The sequence below is a fragment of the Paenibacillus dendritiformis genome, from assembly GCF_015845845.1.
Classification (GTDB): domain Bacteria; phylum Bacillota; class Bacilli; order Paenibacillales; family Paenibacillaceae; genus Paenibacillus_B; species Paenibacillus_B dendritiformis_C.
In genome coordinates, this window is sequence record NZ_LDIG01000122.1 from 20,751 (window position 1) to 42,249 (window position 21,499).

At 56.8% G+C, this 21,499-nt stretch carries 5 protein-coding genes; all 5 read left to right on the forward strand.

What is annotated here, in order from left to right; genetic code table 11:
- The first annotated feature begins 2 nt into the window (after positions 1 to 2).
- A complete protein-coding gene (locus ABD76_RS10670; RefSeq protein ID WP_197256728.1) occupies positions 3 to 5,870 on the forward strand; it encodes an SDR family NAD(P)-dependent oxidoreductase in 5,868 nt (1,955 codons plus the stop codon).
- Positions 5,871 to 5,901: 31 nt separating this feature from the next.
- A complete protein-coding gene (locus ABD76_RS10675; RefSeq protein ID WP_197256730.1) occupies positions 5,902 to 9,786 on the forward strand; it encodes a condensation domain-containing protein in 3,885 nt (1,294 codons plus the stop codon).
- Between the two features lie 33 nt (positions 9,787 to 9,819).
- On the forward strand, positions 9,820 to 11,073 hold the full coding sequence (ccrA, locus tag ABD76_RS10680) for a crotonyl-CoA carboxylase/reductase (protein ID WP_197256732.1): 1,254 nt from the start codon (positions 9,820 to 9,822) through the stop codon (positions 11,071 to 11,073).
- Positions 11,070 to 11,843 carry a thioesterase II family protein gene (locus ABD76_RS10685; protein WP_197256734.1) on the forward strand — a complete coding sequence of 258 codons (774 nt, stop codon included), beginning with the start codon at positions 11,070 to 11,072 and terminating at the stop codon, positions 11,841 to 11,843. The genes ccrA and ABD76_RS10685 overlap by 4 nt, the downstream gene beginning before the upstream one ends.
- Before the next feature lie 61 nt (positions 11,844 to 11,904).
- On the forward strand, positions 11,905 to 21,499 hold a 9,595-nt coding region (locus ABD76_RS10690; protein WP_197256736.1), incomplete at its 3' end, for a non-ribosomal peptide synthetase.

A 21,499-nucleotide genomic window follows, 5' to 3' on the forward strand; every position in this document is an offset into this window, starting at 1 on the left:
CGATGCTGCCGATTCATAAGCTGGACACGTTATCATCCGATCAACGAACCATGCTCTTGAACGCGATCTCGGAGAGAGGACGCGAGTATAATATATTCCCGCTGTCATCGGAACAAAAGCGAATGTGGTTTCTGTACCGGACGGATACGGATAACCCTTGGTACAACGCGGGGATCGAGCTTGTCTTTCAGGGCCGGCCCGACGTGAGCCTCGCAGAGAGGACGCTAAATCTATTGCTTGAACGGCATGAGATTTTGCGCACCCTGTATTTCTCGCTTGAAGGCATTCCGTTTCAAGCCGTTCAGCAAGACCGGGCATTCCCACTGCCTGTCCGAACCATCGGCGCGGACGCAACGGAACAAGAACGCACAGAAACCATCGGCAAATGGAGACAAGAACAGCGAATGACGCCGTTTCGCTTGGACCAGGACATTCCGATGCGCGCCTTATGGGTTCACACGGCGGCGGAAGAAGCCATCCTGATGCTGACCTTCCATCATATTGCGATGGACGGCTGGTCATTCGGGCTTTTGTTCGAGGAATTCGTTGCCATTTATCGCGCGCTCATGAACCGGGTTCAGCCCGAGCTGCCTCATGTAACGGCGCAGTATGCGGATTATGCCTGCTGGCAGGAAGAAATGATAAAGCGCGATTCGTTCCAACGCCAGCTTGAATACTGGAAGCGAACGCTGCAGTTGGACCCGGAACGCACGGAGCTGAACTTGCCCCAGGATGAAGCCGCTGCGGAAGGCCGCGCCCGTGCCAACATGGTCAAGCTGCAAGTTGACGGCGCTGCGCTGCAGAGGCTCAAGCATGTCGCCCGGGAGTCGAGAACGTCTACCTTCGCCGCATTATTGTCCGTCTACTGCATCCTCATCCATCGGTATACGGATCAGCGGCATATCCGGGTCGGCACGCCTATTGTCAATCGCCAGCAGGAGAAATTTGAGCGCACATTCGGTTTTTTCGCCAATACGCTTGTGCTGTCCGCCTCGGTCGACGGACATGATACGTTCCGTTCGGTTCTGGAGACGGTCACGCGCAACATGATGGAAGCCTTCGCGCATCAGGACGTTCCCTTTGATCATGTGGTGGAGGCGGCAGGCGCTCATCGACATCTATCTGCCAATCCGCTGTTCGAGGTTATGTTCACGATGCACCATGAAGGACTGCTCAAGCATGCGATGGGACGGATCCATGAATTGCCGGAAGCAACGGTGCAGCTTCGCCCCTTGAGCCACGATCAGGTCGAGGATGTGCAATTCCATATTGTCTTTACGGCGGTTGAGACCCCGGATGCGCTGGAGATCGTGTGCACCTATCAAGCCGATCTGTATGCGAAGGAGCGAATTGAAGCCTTGCTGCATTGCTTTCATCTGCTGCTGCAGCAGGCGATGACATGCCCGGATGAGCCGCTGCGCCAGTTCAAGCTTGTAAATAGGGAAGAGGAGGCTCGCTATGAGGCGGCATGGGGGCACGGCGTGCTTCCGTATCGTCCGTCGCAACTACGTGAGCTGTGGATGCCGCTTCCGCTGAGGAATATGACGCTGAGGCGCCGCTGCGCGGACGGCTGCCTTGTCTCGATAGCAGACGGGAACGGGATCGTCTGCCCGCCTTATTTTGAAGGCAACGTGTACGTGTGCAGCAACGGACAAGAACCGGTGCAGTGGTACAAGACAGGGGATCGGGGATATTGGAACGCCAGCGGCGAGCTGCAGCTCACAAGCACAGCCTTTCCCAGCGTCTCGATTGGCACTTCATCCGCAAGCACTGCCGTGATCGCTAGGGAACTGCTGCAGCACACCTCTGCCACAGACTGCTATATATCCATCGTGCGCGCCGAGAGTCCGTATCTGTTGATCTTCTATGTCGCGGAGCAGGATATCCCGAGACACACAATCCTGTCCTATATTCCATCCGAGCTGTCGTTCACGGCCATCCGCCTCCACCATATTCCGCGTACTTCGGATGGAAGCATCGACGGCAGGCAGCTGGCGAGGGACTACGTCCAGGACGCGGCCGATGCGCTTCAGTTGAAGCAGCAGGTGCTGCTTCATGCCGACGTTGACCAGGCCGAGCTGCTGCCCGAGGTTATTCGGCCCATGCAAGGCAAGTATGCGCTTGACAGTCTGCGAACACAGGAGACGGACGCCCGCAACGATGCAAGCGCGGGCGAACAGCCGCATGCCGAAGTGCCGGAACATCCGTTACATCCGGAACAGACAGCGGCCAAGACCAAGGCCATTGCTTCGGGGGGCAGGCTGGGGGCAAGCAGCTACCGTCATATCGGGCAGCTGCTGCAAGCGGCAGCGCGGCAGCATCCACGCCACGGCGTCGGTATCGTTAACAACGAGGACACTTTTGTCAGTTATGCGGAGATCGAAGATTATGCCGCGCGCATCCATTCCCGGTTAGCTGAGGAGGGACTCGTTCCCGGGAATTTTGTCATTTTCCAGATAAAGCGGCTCGATTTGTTTATTTATGCATTTTGGGGCTGCATGATGGGCGGGTATATTCCGGTTCCGCTTGATGTGCCTGCTCAGGCAGGAGACGAAGAAGCGGCTGCCGTCAAGCTGTCCCGCGTATCGGAGCTGCTGGACTTCCCGATCGTAATCGCGGATGCGGCCGGCACGGCGGTTGTGCAAGACGTGCTTGGTCCATCGGCGAGCATCCGGGCCGCGGAACAATTGATTCTGCATCCCCATGACGGCATTCATTATTACCAGCCGCGGGAAACCGATGTTGCGCTCCTGATGTGCACATCCGGCAGCACGGGGATTCCGAAAGGGGTGCAGCTCTCCCATCGCAACATCATCAAGCAATCCCAGGCAGCCGCACAGGTGAACGGGTTGACGAGCGATGATATTAGCGTGAACTGGATGCCGCTCGTTCATGTCGGCGGCATCGTCATGTTCCACATACGCGATGTGTACTGCGGGATGAAGCAATACCATGCCTATACGGATTATATTTTGCAGCAGCCGCTGCGCTGGATCGATCTGCTGGATGCGACTAGGGCTACCGTGACCTGGGCGCCCAACTTCGCCTATGGGCTTGTGCTGGAGCATCGCGAGCAAGCGGGCAAGCAGCGGCGGGATCTGAGCCGCATGCGCGTCATGATGAACGGCGGAGAAGGCATTAATGCAAGAACTTGCGCTGCATTTATCGAGCTCTTTCAAGACCAAGGCTTATCGCCGCAGGCCATGCGACCGACTTGGGGGATGACGGAAACCTCCTCTGCCGTTACTTATTCCAGACGCTTTCAAGAAATCGTCCGTCATGGGATGACGAGTCCCGTCGAAGCAGGAGAGCCGGTGCCCGGCATAGAGCTGCGCATTACCGATGATCAAGGCCGCGTGGTCGCCGAAGGGGCAATCGGTCATCTGGAGGTGCGCGGCGAGACGGTCACGGCCGGATACTATCGTAATCCGGAGCAGAACCGGATCAGCTTCGATGCGGAGGGCTGGTTCCGCACCGGCGATCTGGCGGTGATTGCCGGCGGCCGGCTCTCGATTGCCGGCAGAAGCAAGGATGTCATTATCATTAACGGCATGAACTATAATTGCGTCGACATCGAGCAAGCGGTGGAAGCAACCGGCGGCGCGGCGGCAGGCTGTACAGCCATGTGCGCCTATACCGATTCCGACGATTCCGGGCGACAGAACGAGCGGATTGCTCTTTTCTATGTACCGAACGAATCTGCGGATAATCAGGACGGCCTTCTTCTCATTAAAACTGCGCTCCATCGCCAATGCGGCCAGCAAGCCGACGTGTACATTGCTTTAACGCGGGAAGAGATTCCGCGAACGGCGATCGGAAAAATTCAGAAAAACGTGCTGCTGGAAAGGTGGAAGCGAGGCGATTATGCGGAGCAGGGCGACAGCGCCGGCCAGATGCTCCCGGCGTGGTTCTATGCGCCCGAATGGAGACAGGCCGATGTGCATCTTACGCTTGCGGCCCATCAGCCAGAGAACTGCCTCCTGCTCATGCATGCCGCAGGGCTCGGACCGGCTCTCGCCGGGATGCTGGAGCAAGCGGGCCATCAATGCTATGCCGTAACGCTGGCGGCCGCCAACAAGAAGGATGGACGCCGCTATACGGTGGACGCCTGGTCCAGAGAGAATGTGGACTGGGTCATGGCGGATCTGGCAGCGCAATCTATACACCTTCACCGTCTCATTCATGTGCTCGGATATGACGCCGGAATCGGCGCCGCCAGCGACAGACGGGCAAGTACGGAGACCTGTCTGGAGTCGGCGGCCAGCCTGCTGCATTTTGTCCAGTCCTATCTGAATCATATGGAACGGCCAGCGTCCGCCAGATGTATTGTCGTTACCCGATCCGCGTTCAAGGTGGAACCGGAGGACTCCGCAGCGTGGAGCAGCGGGGCAGCGGCCGGGCTGCTTCAGTCCCTTGGGCTGGAGGAGTCGCAGTTCACCGTAACTCAGCTCGATCTCGATGGGCCGGACTCCATGTCCATGCTCGAACAGGGGGCTGTCGTCATACGGGAAATGGAAGCGCCATCCCCTGAACCGCAGGTCGCTTATCGCAACGGAAACAGATATTTGCCCGTCCTCATCCCCTTCGATATGAAGGAAACGATTGCGTCCTCACCGGCGGCGTTGAAGCGGGGCGCCGCCTATGTGATCACCGGCGGCTTGGGAGGCATTGGCCGGCTTGTATGCCGGCATTTGCTGGCCGCATACGGAGCCGAAGTGATTGTCATCGGCAGGACGGATCTAAGCGAAGCTACGGCAAAAGCGGTTGAACGGCGGCAAGCGCTGCAGCGTTTGCAGCGGCTCGGCCGCATCCGGTATATCTTGCTGGATATCGGACAACCGGGTGAATTGCAAAACATATTAGCCCAGATACACCGGGAGGGATCAATCAGCGGCATCTTCCACTTGGCGGCCGAAGGCAGCCTTCTCGACTATTGGCAGAATGCGTCGAATCGGCTTGTACAGAGCGAGACCCTGGATTATTTCCGTACGATGTTCGCGGCGAGAGTGCAAGGAGCTGAACAGATTTTTAGCTTCGCCCGGCAGCATCCCGGCATCAAGGTCATCTTATTCAACAGCGTCAACGGACTATTCGGCGGCAGCGCATTTGCGGCCTATTCCGCGGCCAATAGCTGTGCAAGAGCCCTGGCTGACAGCTATGCAGGGACCGTAGACGTTATCAGCCTGTATTGGAGCATGTGGGATGACATCGGCATGAGCAGCAGCAATCTGAGCGGAGCGAAAGAAGCCAGTAATCAGATGGGCTATATGCCTATTCTGCCGCGTGAGGGTATGCAAAGTCTTGAGCTTGCGCTAAGGCTGAACGCTCCTCACGTGGTCATCGGTATTGACGGCTGCAATGCCAATCTGAATGTCAGGCATCGATCTATCCAGGCCAATCCGCTGATCAAGTGGCATGTGCTGTACTCCGCCCGCAGCGGCAGGGAAATTCCGCCGGACGAGTTGCTATCGATGCAGAGGAAGGGAGCATCGCTCCTCTTCATGGAGAGTTGGCCTGCGGATTGGAAGAACGCGCAGAACATAACGGATATTTTGCCGCAAGCGACCATATCAAGAAGTCCTCAAGACAGCTTGCCCAAGAATGAGACGGAACGGGAATTATGCGCAATATGGACAGAACTGCTTGGACATCAGAACTTCGATGTGGAGCGCAAATTTTTCGAGGCCGGCGGCAACTCCATCCGGAGCTTGCAGTTATTGAGCCGGATCAATGAGACATTCGGGCTGGAGGTCTCGATTGCGGACATTTTCCAATACAGCTCCATTCGGGAAATGAGCGCTTATATCCGCTCCTTGAAGCAAGGGGAAATGCCGGATGATGAGGATTCGATAATCGGGATGACCTTTTGAAAGTGCATTGTGAAAAAGGAGGGGCAGGAGTATGGCCTACACGGACATCGCCATTATCGGTCTAAGCTTGAAGCTGCCATTGGCGGAATCCTTGGAGGAATTGGATACGCTCCTCGGCAGCGGGACGGACGCGGTGCGAAATTTGCCGGATAGCAGACGCCGGCTGAGCGGCTTAGAGTCCTCGAAGGTGTATATGCAGCTCGGATATTTGGATGAAATCGAATATTTCGATCATGCTTTTTTCAACATCTCGCTGCATGAAGCGATACATATGGACCCGCAGCAGCGAATTGCGCTTCAGCTAGCTTGCGAGTGTATTGAGAATGCGGGATATTCGCTGTCCCAACTGCGGGGCAGCCGTACCTCGGTCATAATGAGCCTCGCAGACAACAAGTACCGTTCCTTGCTGCCGGGCAGCTCCGGGGTTGCCTTCGTCGGCACGCTCGGGGCAGCGGCGGCAGGCAAAATTTCATACTACCTCGATTTGCGGGGTCCCGCGGTCGTCGTCGATACGAGTTGTTCGTCCTCGTTGACCGCCATCCACCAAGCCTGCGTCAATCTCGGCGCCCATGAAGCCGATATGGCGCTAGCCGGGGGCGTCAGCATTATGCTTGATGTCCCGGCAGTCGAAGAGATGGCTGCCGATCCGCTCGGCATTGCCTCGCCACGCGGAAGAAGCCGGGCCTTCGACGCGGAGGCGGATGGAGCAGGGGCCGGAGAAGGGGGCGGATTCGTCCTGCTCAAGCGGCTCGAAGATGCGGTGCGCGATCATGATCCGATCTATGCCGTCATTAAAGGAAGCGCTCTGAATCACGATGGAGGACGTTCCAACTCGTTGGCGGCTCCCAGCCCGCAAGCCCAGACCGAGGTGATTACGGATGCGTGGCAAAAAAGCGGCATTCCGCCGGAAACCATTACTTATATCGAAGCGCACGGAACGGGAACGAAGATCGGGGATCCGATCGAGGCGCAAGGGCTCGATCATGCCTTCAAGGCTTATACGAATCGAGCCCGCTTCTGCGCGCTGGGCACGATCAAAACCAACATGGGGCATCTTGGCAGCAGCGCCGGAATCGCCGGACTCCTCAAAGCCGTGCTGAGCATCCGGCAGCGAAAGCTGTATCCGTTACTGCACTATCGCAAGGCGAATCCGCTCATTTCCTTCGAGAACAGCGCCGTCTATCCGAATCGCGAATTGCAGCAATGGAATGAGTCACCGAGACGGGCAGGAGTCAGCTCTTTTGGACTTAGCGGGACGAACGTCCATGTCGTCATCGAAGAGCCGGGGGAGTTGGCCGAGCCAACCGGTCCCGATCCGGTGGAAGAGACGGAATATATTATCAAGCTCAGTGCCATGACGGAGTCTTCCTTCAGACATACCGCCGCCAAAATATTGGAGGCCGTAAGAAGCCGGCCTTCCCTGGCCATTCGGGACGTCGCCTGCACCTTAAATGCCGGCCGCGATAACTACTTGTACCGGACTGCGTTCGTCGCGGCATCTGTGGACCAACTCAAGTCACAGCTGGAGGCAAGCTTACACTGGAAGCTGACACCGGGCCGCTCCCATCAGGTTGTCCTGCTGTGTTCTGGCGACATCGATATTCCCGATGCGGCCGTAGAACGGCTGCGCGACCGCTATCCCGCGTTCGACGCACAATGGAACGACTGCTGCAAGGCGAGCCCGCTTGATCACGCGGCTTCCCGGACGGTCGCGTTCCAATACAGCTTGTTCCGCTGTTGGACAGCGCTGGGCGTACAGCCCAAGCAAGTCGTGGGAACGGGATGGGGGAATTGGGCGGTAGAGATCATTACCGGCAAGACAAGTCTGGCCGAAGGACTGGAGCAAGCGAAGCTCGCGGCGATGCAGCCCCCGTTCAACGAACAGGGCTTCGCCAAGGCCATCCGCACGATGATCGGGAACGATAACGTCGTCTTTGTGGAGTTGGGGGTGAACGGGAAGCTGTCCCGCATAATCGCGGAGCAGTATCCCTACTGCAAGGTGCTCGGATCGTGGGACGAGCGGATCTCGATGTTAGGCGTACTGCGCGCCTTGTACGAGCATCATGTTGACATGGATTGGGCCGCGCACGCCCGTTGTTATCCGGGTCGAAGAATCCATCTCCCGGGATACGGCTTCGATCGCATCAAGTGCTGGCCTGAGATCAGCAGGCCGGACCCGGAGAGGAACCCGAATAAGCCGCTGAATCCGATAGAACGCCATCAGGAGCAGACAACCAAGCATTGGTTCAACGGCACGGCTGCCGAGTCCTTGCTCGCCTCCGTCTGGAGCGAAGTGTTAGAGAGCAGGTCATTTGGACGCGACGACGACTTTTTCGATCTGGGCGGCAACTCGTTGATGGGGATGCAAATCATTCTGCGAGTCAAGGACAAGGCGGGGGTCGAGCTGGACTTCGATCATTTGTATGAATACCCGACCTTGCGGCAATTGGCGGCGTTCATCGACCGTCTTGGACGCGAGTCGGATGCTTCTGCGGCAGAAGAGACAACCGAGCCGCGGCATGTTCCCGATCTTGGACCGGTGCAGCGGGACGAGCTTATGCCTTTATCCCATGAACAAATGAGAATGATGACGATCTACCAGCATGATCCGGATTCCGCTTCCTATAATATGCCGGCAGCGATTGAATTGAAGGGGGAACTGGATGCAAGGGCGCTGGAAGAGGCGCTCTGCCGCATCGTCATGAGACATGAAATCTTGCGAACGATCTACTGTAATCACGAAGGCGGCGTGTATCAACAGGTGATGCCCGCCGATCGATTCACATTCGAGATACAAGAGGTTGGCGGGCTGCGCCCGGATCTGCTGGAACGGGAAATCGGCCAGTATGCAAGCGAACCGTTCAAGTTATTCGAAGACCTGTCGTTTCGGGCGAAGCTGCTGCGATGCGAACCGGACGTAAGCATTCTGCTCCTCAATATTCATCATATCGCCGCTGACGGCTGGTCGATCCACATTTTGATCAAGGAGCTGATAATCATTTACTGTGCGCTGCTTCTTGGCGAGGAGCCGGCCTTGGAGGACTTGCCCTGCAGCTACGCCGACTACGCCTATTGGCAAGCACAAACGGCGGCTCTGGAGCCGGTGCATGAGCGGCTGGATTTTTGGATTCGCCACTTACAGGATGCTCCGCAGCGATTATTGTTCCCTACGGATTATCCAAGACCTGACGTGTTGACGAATCGCGGAGACATCTATCTATTCACCGTCGGCAAGGAGCTGACTTCGCGAGCCAAAGCATGGTGCCGGGAGCAGGATGCCACTCTGTTCATGTTTCTGTTCTCGATCTATAACCTGCTCGTCTTCCGCTATACGAACCAGAACGATATTTGCATCGGCGTGCCTGTGGCCAACCGCATTCATCGGCATACAGAGCCGTTGATCGGCTTTTTTGCCAATACGCTCGCTTTGCGCACACAGCTCCATGGACAGGATACTTTTCTTGACCTGCTGAAGCGGGTGAAGCACACGGTGACGGATGCGTTCAAGCATCAGGACGTGCCGTTCCATCACGTCGTCGAGGCTGTGGCTCCGGAGCGGAATGCCGCCTGTACGCCGTTGTTCCAGCATGCATTTGCGTTGCAGAATGCCGGGCGCAATGCTCTGATGCTGCCGAACTTGTCTGTCCGCTTTCTCGAGACCGCCAGCAAAGCAGCCAAGTTCGACATGACCTTGTCCTTCTATGAAGATGCCGGCGAGTTGATTGGCATGATCGAATACAACCGCGATCTGTTCCGGAAAGAGACGATCGAACGATATGCGGAGCATTATTGCCGCTTGATGTCCAGCGCCTGCGAAGCGCCTCACGCCAAGCTGATGACTTTATCGATGCTGTCCGAAGAAGAGCAGCGCATCGTGCTCGGCGCCGCTCTGTCCGATGAAGAGTACGAATTCTAGAACGCATCCCATCGTATCGAAAGGAGCACTGCCATGCGCGTAATAAACGATGAACGAACCGATACGCTATACCCCGTCGGGGACCTGCCGCCGATAGGAACGGTGCCTAAATATATGCATGCGTGGACGGTGCGGGAAGATCGCTTTGGCGAACCGCTCACCGCTTTCCGGGAAGAAATCGTGGAAGTCCCCAAGCCGCGCAGAGGGGAACTGATCGTCCTGAATATGGCTGCCGGGATCAATTACAACGGAATTTGGGTAGGTCTTGGGCAGCCGAAGAACGTCATTGAAGATCATGGCAAATGGGGAGAGCGCAAAGAGGATTTCTTTATTTGCGGCTCGGAAGCTGCCGGCATCGTCTATGAGGTGGGCGAAGGCGTGAAGGATTTCAAGGTGGGAGACGAGGTATATATCCTATGCGCGCAAGCGGACTATGAGAGCTGCCCGATCGTGCAAGCCGGCAAAGATCCGATGACCAGCCCCTCGTTCCGGGTATGGGGGTACGAGTCCAATTGGGGAAGCTTCGCCCAATTCAGCAGAGTGCAGCAGCAGCAGTGCTTCATCAAGCCGAAGGCGCTGAGCTGGGAAGAGGCGGCCTGCTCGCTTGGCACCGGCCTGACCGTGCTGCGCATGCTGACCAACTATCAGGAGCATGCCGTCAAGCCCGGAGACATCGTGCTTATCTGGGGAGGCTACGGCGGCCTGGGGAGCATGGCGATCCAAATCGTGAAGCATTACGGCGGGATCCCGATCGCGGTCATATCCGATGACGCCAGGGCGGAGCTGTGCATGCAGCTTGGCGCGAAGGGCTGTATCAACCGGCAAAAGTATAAGCATTTCGGCGCGCTCGAACAAGATTACAAAGACCCGCATGTGTACAAGGCATGGCTGAAGGACGCGCTTCGCATGCGCAGGGAGATATACAACATCGTTGGGAAAAAGGCCAATCCCGATATTGTCATCGAGCATCCGGGAGAATCGACCTTGCCGACGTCCATGTTTCTGTGCGCACGCGGCGGCATGGTCGTGACTTGCGGCGCAACGACCGGATATATCGGCAGCCTCGATCTTCGCTTCTTATGGCTTCATCAGAAACGGCTGCAAGGCAGTCATATCGGCAGACGGGAAGAAGTGCCCGTGCTGATGGATCTGATCGGGCAGGGAGCGCTGCGCCCCGTCATTTCCAAGATACTGGATTGGAAGCAGCTTGCGGAAGGGCATCAGCTTCTCTACGACAATAAGCATCCCGGCGGAAATATGGCTCTATTAATAGGTGCCCGAAGATGAGCGCGAAGACATCTCAATGGCTGCAGTATTGGACGCCTCTGCCGAATGCTTCGTTCCGTCTCTTTTGCTTGCATCATGCCGGAGGGAGCGCCTCGAGCTACGTTCCTTGGCGCCAGCATCTCCCCAAGACGATCGAGCTCTGCCCGATACAATTGCCGGGACGGGAGAACCGTTATGAGGAACAATTCGAGCTGTCCATTCCGCAGCTTGTCCGGCGGATAGCGGCTGGACTATCACCTTATTTGGATAGACCGTATGCCATATTCGGACACAGCATGGGGGGATTGCTCGGGTACGAGCTCGCGCATGAACTCCGCAGCACCTATTCATGCCCCCCAAGATGGTTATTCGTATCCGGCGTGCTGCCGCCGGAACGGTTCGGGAACCGGACGCGATTGTCCGAATTGCCCCAGGAAAAGCTGCTTCAGGCGCTGGAACGGAACTACGGGACTGACATTTCCTTATTCGAGAACAAGGAATACGCGAATTTTTATGTGCCGATCTTGCGCGCCGACTTCGGGCTAGTGGAAGCATACCGGCATGGTCCAAAGCAGCCGCTTCCTTGCCCGATCAAAGCTTATAGCGGCAGGCAGGATCCGCTCATATCGCTGCGCGACTTGGTCATGTGGGAGCGGCATACAAGCCATTTCTTTTCGTATCGCATCTATGAGGGCGGGCATTTCTTCCTTAACGATTGCATCGAATCGATGTGCGCAGACATCGATCAGTGCTTGCGATTGCAGCTGCAGCCAGCTGACTGGAAGCATTGAACCCGCTTCTTTCAGCATCCTTTACAGCATCACTAACAGCGTCACTTAAGGAGGGAACGACTTGTCGCATCTACCGGATCGATTGCTCGATCTTGAGAAAAAAATGAGAGAAGAGAAATCATGCAAACGGCTTGCCATCTTCGTCGAGAAAAGGAATGCTCCGCTTGCGCCCTTGCATTTGGCCGATGTGCTGCCTGAACGTCATGCGGCCTATCGCTCTCAGGGCGCATCGAAGGGCGCAGATTCCGCCACGGCACGCGAAAGTTCCGCGGCCGCTTCCGCGCATGAAGCGGAGCGGCACCCGCTTGCTTATGTATACGGGGGCGATATTGACGTTCGCCCGGGAGATCCCGCCGCGATAGCGGATGTGCTCTTGCGGGCATGTCAAATATCCGGTCACAAGGAACTTGTCTTTGTGTCAAATCAAGGCCAGGAGGAATCCGTTACCTACAACGGACTTCTTGCGGACGCGAAGCGGGTCCTGCATGGATTGCAGCAGACAGGCTTACGGCCGCAGCAGCATATCCTGTTCCAATTCCGTAATCATCGGAGCTTCATTACGGCCTTCTGGGCTTGCGCGCTGGGCGGGTATATCCCTGTTCCGGTCGCGCCTGCTCCCGTCTATCATGAGCGGAATTCCGCCGTGATGAGATTGCGAAATGCATGGGAGATGCTGAACGAGCCGCCCATACTGACCGATGACGAACTGTCGGGCCCGTTGCAGGAACTAACCGCACTATGGCAGACAACCGGCCTCGTGATTCGAAATATAGAGGACCTGAAGCAAGGGGATGCTGCGGCTGAAATTTATGCCGCCGGACCCGACGATATCGTCTTATGCCTGCTTACTTCCGGAAGCACCGGGGTTCCGAAGATCGTTCAGCATGCCAGCGGCTCGGTATTGCATTTCGCGAAGGCGACCTGCGTCTTCAATCAGCTTGACGAAGAAGATGTCTATTTGAATTGGATGCCTCTCGATCATGTGGGCGGATTGGTGCTGTTTCACTTGTTAAGCACGTATGCGGCATGCCGGCAGGTCATCGCTTCGATCGATGAATTTATCGCGAATCCGGTTGTATGGCTGGATTGGATGGATCATTACCGGACGACAATCTGTTTTGCGCCCAACTTCGCCTATGGTCTCCTTCCTGCCTGCAAAGAAGCCATTTCCTCGCGTCAGTGGGACTTGTCCTCGATGCGATGGTTCATTAACGGGGGAGAAGCCGTCGTAGCGAGCACCGCACAGCAATTTCTGCAGCTGCTTGAGCCTCACGGGCTGCGCGGCGATACGATGCTCCCGGCCTACGGGATGTCGGAGACTTCGTCAGGAATCGTCTATTCCCATCTGTTCACCGCCGATTCACAGTCCGGCATACACCGTATCGACAAGACCACGCTGGGCTCCACGGTGCAGTACGCGGAGGAGCATGATCAGAGCGCATCCACGTTCACGGAGCTGGGATATCCGATACCGGGCATGGCCTTCCGCATCGTCGATATGGTGGATCGGATCCTGCCCGAGAGGCAAATCGGACGCTTGCAGGTGAAGGGGCCGACCATTATGAAAGGGTATTTCCGGAACGAGCCGGCGAACGAAGCCGCCTTTACCTCCGACGGATGGTTTAATACCGGGGATACCGGATTTCTGGATCAGGGACGTTTGACGCTGGTCGGACGAGAGAAAGACGTCATCATTATGAACGGCAACAACTATTACAACTATGAACTGGAAGCCTTTATCGAGGAGATCCCCGGGGTTGAACGCAGCTATGCGGCCGCTTGCGCCGTGTGGGACGAGGAGGCGGGAACGGATGCGCTCGCCGTATTCATCGTGCCGCAAAGCCGGGAGGAAGCCTTTTGCCGGCAGCTTATAGCCGATATCAAGCAGCACTTAAATCGGCAATTCGGGATCCAGCCGAAAACCATTCTTCTCGTGGAAAAACAGGATATAGCGAAAACCAACTCCGGCAAGATTCAGCGGGAGCGCTTGACCAAGCAGCTTGTCGGCGGCCAATTCGATGCCGTAATGAAAAAATGGGATCTTATTCTCGCGAATGAACATACCTTGCCTGACTGGTTTGTTGAACCCGTATGGATGGAGAGCAGTCTGAGCGAAATCGAAATAGCTCGGTCCGAGGCGCCCGGAAATGAGAGAACGATTCGGAAGCTGATTATTGGGGCTCCATCCCGGCTTACGGATGCACTTAAGGGAGGAGGAATGGGGGAGCAGGCGATCTGGGCCAGTCCCGGCCATACCTTCGAGCGTCAGGACGCCAATACCTACTGCTTCAGGCCGGATGAGTTCCATGATTACTTATCTCTGCTGCAATCCGTACTTGCAGACGGAGAAGACGCTTGGCACATCATTCATGGTTTGAATTATGCCGAAGAACAGATGTGCATCGCCAGCGTTCAGGATCTGCGGGCTTCGCAAACGCGCGGAAGCCACTCTCTGCTCATGCTGGTAAAAGCTGTGCACCAGTCGAATGTTCCGGTGTCGCAGATCAGCTTGATCACTTCAGATGCGTTTATGCTTCATCGCGAGGAGCTGCCGGCCATTGGGCATTCGACGCTGCCGGGTATCGTCCATACGGTCAACAAGGAATATCCGCATATCCGGTGCAGGTTGATTGATATAAGCAGCCAGGAGCATTTTGATACCGCTGCGCTAATAGCTGAGTTGAATGCGCCGGATTTTCCGGAATTGACCGCGCTTCGTCAAGGGAAGCGTTATGTGCAGCGGTTGCAGAAGCTTGACCCGTGCGGCTCTGGCACCGAGCTGCAGGAGCTTCCTTTCCAAGACGGCGCTTTTTATATCGTGACCGGAGGACTCGGGGGGATCGGGCGGGAGATCGTCAAGGATTTGCTTGCGCATTATCGAATCCGCCTTCTTATCGTCGGACGAACGCCGCAATCAGCGGTTCGATATCAGGATGCAAGCCTGGAGGATCGGCATGAAAAGGCCAGAGTCTACCGGGAAATGGAGCAGCTATGCGAGCAGGGAGACCGCGGCATCGCTTACGAAACTGCGGATCTGTGCAATTACGCGGAACTGTGCCGGCTCGTCAAGCAGTATGAAGAGCGGTTCAATCAGCCGCTCGCGGGTATATTGCATTTTGCCGGCACAATCGAGGAACAGATGCTCGCCGATATGCCGCTGCCGCAATTGGAAGCGCAATATGAAGCGAAAGTGTACGGCACCTTCAACCTTCATCGCTTAGTCGCCGATATTCCGGATGCGCTCTTCGTACTGACCTCATCCGCGCGGACGATTGAATCCGGCATGACGATAGGCTCGTACTGCGCGGCGAACGGATTCGCAGAACAGTTCTCCTTGTACCAGCGCAGAACATCACGGGTGAGAAGCTTCTGCCTGTCATGGAGCTTATGGGATGAAGTGGGGATGAGCCGGAATACGGCCGTCAAGCATGCCTTGTCGACCCAAGGCTATAGGCTCATCGATCCGGTGAAGGGGGTTCTCTCCTTTCTTGCGGCACTAAAAATGAATCGTCCGACGCTCTTTATTGGAATAGATGCTGCCAACCCTCATATTCAGCAATTTATCGGACGGATATCGCTTGATAAAGCGTGGCAGGTCACTGTCTACTATGAACTCGGCGAGAAGCTGGACGCTGCCCGGATCGAGTCATTTCAGAAGCAATGGGAACGCGAAATCACCGCAGTCGCGCAAGGGGAGCAGGTGCAAGTAAATTGGGCGCTTTTCCCGGAGCTGCCGCTGCTCCAGGAACATGACCGAGCAAGCCATCCGTCCGAGCGCGAGCAACTGCTGGCGATTCATAAGGAGCGGCAAGCGCGTGCGATGCAGGTTGCTCCCCGTACGCCAACAGAAGCTACATTGACATCTTTATGGAAGCGTATTTTGCAAGTGGCGGACATTGGCATTCATGATAATTTTTTTGCCATAGGCGGGCATTCCATGAAAGCGATGAAGCTTCTGCCCCGTATCAGAGAGGCGTTCACGGCCCAGATAACGATACAGGATCTGTTCCAATGTCCGACGATCGAGGGGTTAGCAAGCTGCATCGATCAGCGAATGAGTCAGCAGCGTGAGCAGCCTGTCAGCTCCAATCCTTATCTGCTTGGGGCATCTGCCGCCGACACGATGCCGCCGCTTCATCATGATGAAGCAGGCTGTCATGAACCATTTGCGCTTACCGATATCCAGCTGGCTTATGTACTGGGGCGGGAAGGCAGCTACGAGATTGGCGGGTTCTCCACGCACGGATATATGGAGCTGGAAACCTCTTGCGATCCGGAGCGATTAGAGCGGAGCTTGCGCAAGGTGATAGCCCGTCATCCGATGCTGCGCGCCGTTATCCTTCCGTCCTGGGAACAGAAGATCCTGGGGCAGGTGCCGGACTACTACCTTGCGGTGGCGGATGTCAGCCGTCTCACAGAAGCGGAGAAGACGAGCCGCTTGCTGGCAGAACGGGAACGAATGGCCCATCAGGTCTTTGAGCTGGGCAAGTGGCCGATGTACGAGTTCAAAGCCTTCAAGCTGTCGGAGAATCTTTACCGGTTATGCTTCAGTTGGGACGTGACTCTGATCGACGGAGAGAGCATGCGCCAGATCGGCAAAGAGCTGGCCCATTATTATCAGCATCCGCACCGGGAGTTGCCTGCGCTTGAAGTTACGTTCCGGGACTACGTGTCTGCCTATCAACGCTACCGGGGAACGAAGGCTTATGAGAGAGACCAGGCATACTGGCTGGAGCGGCTGAAGGACCTTCCTTCCGCGCCGCCGTTGCCCCTTCAAGCTACTCCGTCTTCCATCGTCCTGCCGCGGTTCAAGCGCATCAGCAAAACCTTCAGGCCTGATGAGTGGCAGACGTTGCGAAGAATCGCCAGCGAGCGCAATATAACGCTGTCGGCGCTTATATGCTCCGCGTACGCTCAGGTGCTCGCCTGCTGGGGCAATCAAAGCCGCCTGGCACTGAACCTGACAGTCAACAATCGCTTGCCCGTGCACCAGCGGATCGGAGACATGATCGGCGACTTCACGTCGACGATCATACTGGATGTGGAAGTGCGGCCACAGGTGGCTCTGCTGGAGCAGGCGCAGTCCGTGCAGGAACGGATTGCAGCGGCGCTGGCGCATCGAAGTTATGACGGCGTGCAGCTCATGCGGAAGCTGGCGCAGCTTCATCAACTGGATCCCGGCCAGGCCGTACTTCCTTATGTGTTTACCAGCATGCTGAACGCGGAGCCGCATGACGGCTGGGACGAGCTGGGACGCATCACTTGGGAGCTGTACGAGACGCCGCAGGTGTACATTGATTGTCTGGCCATGTGGCGAGACAGCGAGCTGCTGCTGACGTTCGAGTACGTGGAACAGCTGTTCGACGACGCCTTCATTCATACGATGTTCCGCCAATATACGGGGCTGCTCGAGCGGCTGCTTCTGTCGGGAGTTCATGCCAGCGACAACATCCGCTTAGCGCTTCCGGACAACCAGAAAGCTTGGATTGAACGGTATAACGATACGGATGAAGCCTGCGGCACGACGACTCTTGTGGCGTTATTTACCGAACAGGCGCTGCGAACGCCGGACCATGCCGCCGTTATATTCGGTATCGAGTCCATCTCTTACCGCAGCCTCCACGAACGTTCGAATCAATGGGCTCATTATTTGCAGGAGCAGGGGATTCAGCGCGGCGATCGCGTAGCGCTGCTTGCCAAGCGCTCCATCGAGACGATGGTGCAAGTGCTTGGCATTTTAAAGACTGGCGGCGCCTATGTGCCGATTGATCCGGATTATCCTGAAGAGCGTCGCGCCTATATTGCAGAGCATTCCAGCAGCAAGCTGCTGCTCTTGCCGGGCATGTGCGAGCAGGCAAGCATAGAGCGGTATTCCCGTGCAGATTTGGCGTGCGGCAGTCATGCGAATGATTTGGCGTATATCATCTATACTTCGGGCAGCACAGGCCGGCCGAAGGGCGTCATGACCTCACATGGCGCGGTCTGCAATACGATCGCGGATATGAACCGCAAGTTGGGCATTACCGCGAGCGACCGCTTCATCGGGTTGTCTTCCATGAGCTTCGACTTGTCCGTATACGATCTGTTCGGGGCATGGAGCGCAGGGGCGGCGCTCGTGCTTGTGCACGATCAGCGCGACATGCAGCATGTGCTGAAGACGGTGAAGGAGAAGGGGATTACCGTCTGGAACTCGGTGCCTGCGCTAATGGAATTGGCTGTGGAGTGCATGGATGCGAGTGAATCGATTTCCGGCATTCGGGCCGTGCTGCTTAGCGGCGACTGGATTCCGCTGACCTTGCCGGAGCGCATCAGACAACGATTCGAGCAGGCGAAGATCATCTCGCTTGGAGGAGCCACCGAAGCTTCCATCTGGTCGATCCATTATCCGATCGAAGAAGTACGGCAGAAGTGGAAGAGCATTCCTTACGGCCGCCCGTTGGCGAATCAGAAATTTTATGTGCTTAACTATGAGCTGGAACCGTGTCCGATCGGAGTCGAAGGAGATCTTTATATCGGCGGCGCGGGGCTGGCGGAGGGCTATTGGAACGATGAGGAGAAGACGAGGCAAGCGTTTCTCGTCCATCCGCGGCTTGGCCGGCTGTATGCAACGGGGGATCGGGGAAGGTGGAAGATGGACGGCGAAGGCGGAGTTAACCCCGAGGAGACGGCGGATGCTTCGGAAGAGCCTGGGTCCAAGTTATATATCGAATTCCTGGGACGCCGGGATCACCAAGTGAAAATTCGCGGCTACCGCGTTGAATTGGGGGAGATCAGCAGCTGCCTGATGGAGCATGCATCAATCAGGCACGCCGCCGTGGTTGAGCGGAAGCAAGCGAACGGCAGCGCGTATTTATGCGCCTATTACGTGGCGCAAGAGCCGCAGAATGCGAAAGAGCTGCGAACGCTGGCCGCGAGCAAGCTGCCGGAGTATATGATCCCTTCTCATTTCGTCCATCTCGCAAGCCTTCCGCTGACACCGAACGGGAAGGTCGATGTGCAGGCGCTGCCTGAACCGGCCGGGAGCGCCGCCGCATTGGAGGACAAGCCGGTCCTTCCTCGAACGGACATCGAGATGACATTGGCTTGTCTCTGGGAAGAGGCGCTGAATGTACGGCCGATTGGCATACACGATCGCTTCCTGGATCTGGGCGGAAGCTCCATCGCCATGGCGCATGTCATTCACCGCATTCGCCAGACACTCCCATGGGATGATGCAGGCCAGAGTCCGCTGACGCTGCAATTATTCAAGCAGACGAACATCGCCGGCATGGCATCCTTGCTTGAGGAACAGCGCGAGGCATCATCTATCGTGTCTGCGTATGAGGGCGGTCCGGTTTCAGATTCGATCGATGCTCTGTTCATACAAGATGGGTGGCCTCCCGTTACGCCGGATCCGCAGAACCTGCATGAACCGTTCCCGCTGACGGATATTCAGCTGGCCTATGTGCTCGGAAGAGAAAGCCGCTACGAGCTGAGCGGATTCTCCACCCGGGGGTATATCGAACTGGACACATCCCGTGACCTGAAGCGATTGAATACTTGTGTGCAGCGGGTCATTTCCCGCCATCCGATGCTGCGCGCCGTCGTGCTGCCCAGCTATGAGCAGCGGATTCTGGAGGCCTTGCCGGACTACGAGATCACGGTCGAGGATGTAAGCGGTCTGGCGGAGACCGAACAGACACTAAGACTGCAGGCGGAGCGGGAACGTATGGCGCATCAAGTGTTCGCACTCGGGCAATGGCCGATGTTCGAGTTCAAAGCCTTTAAGCTGTCGGAACATGTTCATCGGATAAGCTTCAGCTGGGACGTAACGCTCATAGACGGGGAGAGCATGCGCCGCATCGGGAAGGAACTGGTTCATTACTACGAGAACCCGGACCATACGCTGCCGGATCAAGCGGTAACGTTCCGCGACTATGTTATGGCGCTCGGACAGCACCGCGAGACCGAGGCGTATGAAGCGGACAAACAGTACTGGCTGGAACGCCTGAAAGATCTGCCTCCGGCTCCGCAGCTCCCGCTGGCGGCGGCGCCGTCTGCCATTGCCCGTCCGCGCTTCAAGCGAGTCAGCAGGACGTTCAAGCCCGAGCAATGGATGCGGCTGCGGCAGGCGGCGAGCGAGCTCAATGTGACCCTGTCCGCGCTCCTGTGCACGGCCTACGCTCAGGTGCTTGCTTACTGGAGCAATCAGAGCCGCATGACGCTGAACCTGACGGTCAATAACCGTCTGCCCGTACATGAGCATATTGATTCCATGCTCGGCGACTTCACCTCAATGCTGCTGCTGGATGTAAATTTGCAGCCGCAGGCGCCATTGCTTGAACAAGCGCAACATGTGCAAGACCAAGTATATGAGGGGCTGTCGCACCGAAGCTATGATGGCGTGCGGCTTGTGCGAACACTGGCGCAGCAGCATCAATTGGACGAGAATCGCTCCGTACTGCCTTACGTTTTTACAAGCGTCTTGAACGGCGAGCCGGAAGCGGGCACGGAATGGGAGAGGCTTGGACGAATTACGTGGGATCTTTACGAAACGCCGCAGGTTTATATCGACTGCCTGGCCATGTGGCGAAGCGGAGAACTGCTGCTTACCTTCGAATATGTGGAAGGATTGTTTGAAGACAGCTTCATCGCGACGATGTTTCGCCAGTATACCGATGTTCTGGAGCGGCTGCTGCACGACGAGTCCCCGGCAACGATGAAAGCGCAGCTGGAGCTGGATGATTCCGAACAAGCCGCGTTGGAGCGATATAACCGGACGGATGAAGCTATTGCCGCGGCGACATTGGATACCTTATTCACGGAGCAGGCCAAGCGAACGCCGGATCATGCCGCGGTTATATTCGGGGAAGAGTCCGTGACGTACCGTGTCTTGCACGAGCGTTCGAATCAAGTGGCCCGCTACTTGCGGGAGCAAGGCGTTATGCGCGGCGACCGTGTCGGACTGATCGGCAAGCGTTCCATCGAGACGATGGCGCAAGTACTCGGGATTTTAAAAGCGGGAGGAGCCTATGTGCCCATCGATCCGGACTACCCCGAAGAACGCCGCTCGTATATTGCAGAGCATTCGAGCAGCAAGCTGGTGCTCTCGCCGGGAATGTGGGAGCGGGAAGGAATGGAGAGGTATTGCGCTGCGGACGTGACATGCGGCAGCCAAGCAGGTGATGCGGCATACATCATCTATACCTCGGGCAGCACTGGCCGGCCGAAGGGCGTCATGACGGGCCACAGGGCGGTCTGCAATACGATTCAGGATATGAACCGCAAGCTGGGGATTACCGGGAGCGACCGCTTTATCGGACTATCCTCGATGAGCTTCGACTTGTCCGTATATGACCTGTTCGGAGCCTGGAGCGCGGGGGCAGCGCTCGTGCTCGTGGCCGATCAGCGCGATATGGAGAACGTGCTTCATACGGTCAAGGAGAAGGGGATTACCGTCTGGAACTCGGTGCCTGCCCTCATGGATCTGGCCGTCGCGTGCATGCAGGAGGACGAAGCGGTCCTTCCTCTCCGTTCCGTGCTGCTTAGCGGCGACTGGATTCCGTTGAACCTGCCGGAGCGAATCAAGCAGCGGTTCCCGAAGGCCGACGTCATCTCGCTCGGGGGTGCGACGGAAGCTTCCATCTGGTCGATCTACTATCCAATCGGACAAGTCC

Excerpts from the sequence above, each read along its gene's own strand:
- ABD76_RS10675 (WP_197256730.1), top strand. The coding sequence starts at position 5,902 with ATGGCCTACACGGACATCGCCATTATCGGTCTAAGCTTGAAGCTGCCA.
- ABD76_RS10685 (WP_197256734.1), top strand. The coding sequence starts at position 11,070 with ATGAGCGCGAAGACATCTCAATGGCTGCAGTATTGGACGCCTCTGCCG.
- ccrA (WP_197256732.1), top strand. The coding sequence starts at position 9,820 with ATGCGCGTAATAAACGATGAACGAACCGATACGCTATACCCCGTCGGG.
- ABD76_RS10670 (WP_197256728.1), top strand. The coding sequence starts at position 3 with ATGCTGCCGATTCATAAGCTGGACACGTTATCATCCGATCAACGAACC.